The organism is bacterium, assembly GCA_027622355.1.
Lineage (GTDB): Bacteria > UBA8248 > UBA8248 > UBA8248 > UBA8248 > JAQBZT01.
The window spans coordinates 1-4,382 of the sequence record JAQBZT010000252.1 but is presented as its reverse complement, the minus strand read 5'-3'; the positions used below and the strand labels follow the sequence as shown (position 1 = coordinate 4,382).

Annotated in this window: 5 protein-coding genes; 1 reads left to right on the top strand and 4 read right to left on the bottom strand. The window is 62.3% G+C overall.

Annotation, left to right across the window (positions count from 1 at the left end; translation table 11 throughout):
• The coding region (gene dapA, locus O2807_12700) for a 4-hydroxy-tetrahydrodipicolinate synthase (protein MDA1001359.1) at positions 1-666 on the bottom strand (666 nt) is incomplete at its 3' end.
• A gap of 293 nt (positions 667-959) precedes the next feature.
• On the opposite strand from dapA, the gene O2807_12695 reads away from it, so the two are divergent.
• Positions 960-2,120 (top strand): D-alanyl-D-alanine carboxypeptidase, encoded by a 1,161-nt coding sequence (locus tag O2807_12695; protein MDA1001358.1) that lies wholly within the window; start codon positions 960-962, stop codon positions 2,118-2,120.
• On the opposite strand, the gene O2807_12690 is transcribed toward O2807_12695, so the two are convergent.
• The 3 genes from O2807_12690 to O2807_12680 form a co-directional block, all read right to left on the bottom strand.
• Positions 2,104-3,324 (bottom strand): O-antigen ligase family protein, encoded by a 1,221-nt coding sequence (locus O2807_12690; protein MDA1001357.1) that lies wholly within the window; start codon positions 3,322-3,324, stop codon positions 2,104-2,106. The two genes, O2807_12695 and O2807_12690, sit on opposite strands and share 17 nt — an antisense overlap.
• Positions 3,321-3,857: a methyltransferase domain-containing protein gene (locus O2807_12685; GenBank protein MDA1001356.1), complete on the bottom strand. Its 537-nt coding sequence runs from the start codon at positions 3,855-3,857 to the stop codon at positions 3,321-3,323. Before O2807_12685 ends, O2807_12690 begins: the two co-directional genes overlap by 4 nt.
• Positions 3,850-4,382 (bottom strand): glycosyltransferase (locus O2807_12680; GenBank protein ID MDA1001355.1); only part of this gene is annotated, 533 nt, incomplete at its 5' end. The genes O2807_12680 and O2807_12685, both read right to left, overlap by 8 nt.

The window sequence follows — 4,382 nt, the reverse complement described above, 5'->3', positions numbered from 1 at the left end:
GTCGAGCTGGGCCTGGCACATGGCGGCCACATCGGCCGGCGCCACGTTGGCCGTCACCGATATCGTCCCGACGGCGCCCATCGCCATCATCGGAAGCGTCACGAAGTCATCGCCCGAGAGGATGAAAAAGTCATCCGGGCACTTCGACACCAGCTCGCAGGTGTTGGAGATGTTCCCCGTCGCCTCCTTGATGCCAACGATATTGGGAATCTCGGCCAGGCGCGCCACCGTGCCGGGGTCGATCTGGATCACCGTTCTTCCGGGAACGTTGTAGAGAATGTTGGGGATATCCGCCGCCCCGGCCACGGCGCAAAAATGCTGGTACAGCCCCTCCTGGGTAGGTTTGTTGTAATAGGGAACGACGAGCAGAGCGGCGTCCGCGCCGATATCCTTGGCGAATTTCGTCCGCTGCACCGCTTCCGCCGTACTGTTAGAGCCTGCTCCCGCAACTACCGGGATGCGGCCCCTCACGTGCTCCACCACAAGCTCGATGACGCGGTCGTGCTCGGCGTGGCTGAGCGTGGCGGACTCGCCCGTCGTGCCGCAGGCGACGATCCCGTGGGTTCCGTTCTCGAGATGAAAGTCCACCAGCGAGCGGATTCCGGCTTCATCCAGCTTCCCGCCCCGGAAGGGGGTCACCATGGCGACAAAAGAGCCCTTAAACATCTGCGATCCTCCCCGAATCGTGAAAGACAAATTCAAGAGCGGTATCTTCCGGCAGCTTGCCACCCCCAAAGATGCCTCAAGGTAGCAAAGGGAGGGGGCACGCGCAAATAATTGATTTCGGCTCCCCCGCCGCGCCCAGCGCCCCTCCCTTCTGGCCCGCAGTCCAGAAACCCCCGCTTGACATGGCGTTAAAAAAAGTGAAAAATAACTAAAATTCAAACAGATAGTAGATTACTGTGAGAATTAAGATTAAGAAACAGTCCCGCCCTTTCAGTACCCCCGGAGAAACTGCCTTGCGCCGAGAAATTCTGCGAAAAGCCTTTGCCGCTCTCCTCTTTCTCTTGATCGCCACAAGCCTCTCTTCCCGGGCGCCGGCTTTTGCGGAAAAGGACCGCAGAAATATTTCCTACCAGTCCATCTTGCTGCTCGAAGCGCAGACCGGCCGCGTTCTCCGCTCCCACAACATCCGGGCACGCCTGATCCCCGCATCCCTCGTGAAGATGATGACCGTTCTGCTCACTCTGGAGCGGATCAAGGCCGGAACCGTGGGGCTCGATGATGTCGTGACCGTCTCACGGGAAGCTTCCCGCATCGGCGGCCATCAGGTATACCTTGCCCAGGGAGAGCGCTTCGCCCTGATCGATCTCATGAAAGCCATTCTCATCGGCTCCGCGAACGATGCGGCCTACGCGGTGGCTGAACACGTCGCCGGCAGCGTAGAACTTTTCATCCAGAGGATGAACGAAAAAGCCCGCGTGCTCGGAATGACCGACACAAAATTCGTGAATGTTCACGGTCTTCCGCCCGACCGCCGGCGCCCCCCGAACCGGATGAGCGCCCGGGACGCCGGCATCCTCGCCCGTGCGCTTTTGGAGCATCCCATCGTCACCGAATGGGGCCAGATGCGCCATGCGCCGTTCCGGGACGGAAAATTCATCCTGACCAACACCAATCGCCTGGTCGGCCGGTTTCCGGGCGTGGACGGCCTCAAGACCGGCTCCTACCGGGCCGCCGGCTACAGCGTGGTGGCTACCGCGAAACGCGGAAATCTCCGGCTGATCGCCATCGTCCTCGGTTCGGGGCACCCCCGCACGCGCTTCAAGGAAGCGCGCAAGCTCCTGTCATGGGGTTTCGACCGCTACCACTGGTACCAGCCCGCGAAAAATACGGAATTTCCCGTCCCCCACACCGTCCAAATCCGGGGCGGCCAAAAGGAAGAGATCGTTCTCCGGAAAAAGGGCGACCTCCGGGTGCTGGTCGAGCAGGGATACGGAAGGAAGATCATGGCAATCGCCGAAATCCCGGCCAACATCTATGCGCCGGTACAGGCCGGACAGCGGATCGGACACATCCGCTACGAGCTGAAAGGCAAGAAGCTGGGCGAGATACCGCTGGTCGCCACCGAATCCGTGCGGCGGCTCAGCTTGTTCCAGAGCTTCATCCGGCTCCACTAGGCCCGGGTTCAGGCCCCACAAAAGAAAGCGCCATGACGAAGTAGGCGAGCATGACGACCTCCGAGTCGCCGAAGTTGTACTCGAACATCCCCGCCGCATGAAAACCCGCCAAAGCGATAAGGCTGCCGGTCAGGAGAAACCGCCGCCCGAAGCGGGCATCCGCCGTTAAGAGCACCCTCCGGCCAGCTTCCCGGAAAAAAACCCACCAGATCCACAGCCAGGCGGCCAGCGCGAGAAGCCCCCGCTCGGCGCCCACCTGCAAAATGTTGTTGTGAATGTGGCTGGTTTTTTCCTTCAGCGCCCCGGGGTGGGCGTAGCGGGGGTAGTTCTTCTTGATGTTGTCGAGGCCGAAGCCCAGCAGCGGGCGATCGCCGATCATGGCCAATCCGCTCCTCCAGAGATAGACCCGCTCGGCGACGGCCCGGCTCTTCAGGTTTGTCATGCTCATCATGCGATCGCGCACGGATGCAGGGCCGATGAGAACGGCGAGGACCACCGCCGCCAGCAGCGCCCCGGTCGCCCAACGGCTCTTCTGCACAATGATCAAGATGACCGCCGCGACGAAAAGTCCGATCCAGGCGTTCCGGCTCAGCGTGGCCACCAGAGCGGCGAACATCACCGCCGCCGCCGCGGCCACCCACCCTTTCCGCACATTTTTTCCGGGAACCGCCAGATAGGCCAGGGCCAGAGCCTCCACGATGAGCAAGAACCCGCCGAGCGTCATATAGATGCTGAAAAAGCCGGAGAGCCGGCTCCCCAGTCCGAGTGGGCGCCCCAGCGCCGCGATAAGCGAGTAGGCGGAGGCCGCAGCGGCCGCCCCGAAAAGTACCTTCACCAGCGCCCCGGTCTCCTTCTCGTTCCGAAGGGTGTTCAGCGCACAATAAAAAATCAGGATTTGAACCAACTGGCGGGCGTCCTTGAGGCTCCGGAACGGATCGTCCGACAAAAGCGCACTCACGATCGTGAGCGCCGCAAAAAGCGCGAAGGGCCGCAGCAGGGGAAAGCGCACCTTCTGCCCGCCCATCCAAAGGGAGGCCAGCCAGGCGCCGATCGCGGAAAACACGAATATCTGCGAAAGGGAGATGGAAAACGGAGAGGCCGCCAGAAAACCCGCGAGCCCGCCCAGCGCAACCCTTTCGAGTGGGGAGCGCTCCTGAAATGCGGCGCTGACCTCCCGCTTCAGGTCCTCGAGCATTCCGATCATTTCAGAACCTCAAACTCGAAGTACATGTCGTTCGCGGGAAACATCCAGCAAAAATGCTTCTCGTAGATCCGAGGAGAAAAAAGGCAGATGAAACGGGGGATGAGGGAGATGATCGACTTGCTGAAGACAAAGCGGAACGCATTCTGGCGGAGAAGCGGCCCGGTGTAGGCCGCCCCCTTCGTGGGGTGATCCGTGAAGCACAGAAAGGAGCGGCTGGTCAGATGCAGGTAATGGACCGGATCGCTCCAGGAGTAGATGCTCGACACGTGGGCGACCGTGATGATCACTTTGGCTCCAGGTTTCGCCACCCGGTGGATCTCCTCCATGACGGGGACGATGTTCTGGAAATGGTCAATCGTCTGAATGACGCGCACCTCATCGAACGCATCGTCCCGAAACGGAAAATGGGGCAGCCCATCCCCGTCCACATCCAGATTGCAGCAGACATCGGGCCGCACCTTCTTGCGGATGTCCGCTCCGATCACGCCGGGCTCGTCTTTCCAGCCGCTTCCCACATCGAGCACCCTAGCCACCGACGGTCTCCCGCAAAACCTGTTCGTACTCTCCGGCCACAACCTCCCAGCGGCGCGCCTCGGCCCGCCGCCTTCCGGCCTCGCCCATCCTCCGGGCCAGCTCCCCATCTTCCAGGAGACGGATGAGCGCCCCGGCCAGGGCACCCTCGCGGTCCGCGTCCACGAGAATCCCCGATTCACCGTCCGCCACCGCCTCGGCGGCGCCGCCCGAGCGGCCGCCCACCACCGGCTTCCGGCAGGCCCCCGCCTCGAGGTAGGCGATTCCGAAGGCCTCGGCGACCTTTCCTCCGGCCTCCGCACGGCTCGGCATGGCAAACACATCGCACGCCTGATAGTAGGCGAAATCGCCGCGGCCGAGCGCACCGGGGGCAACCTCCCCCAGAAAATGGACAAACTCACCGACCCCGGCTTCCCGGGCCAGCGCCCGCAAGGATTCCTCTTCCGGGCCCTTCCCCACGATCAGATAAACCGCCTCCGGCACCTTCTCGCGCACCCGCGGAAGCGCCCGGATCACCGCGTCAAAAC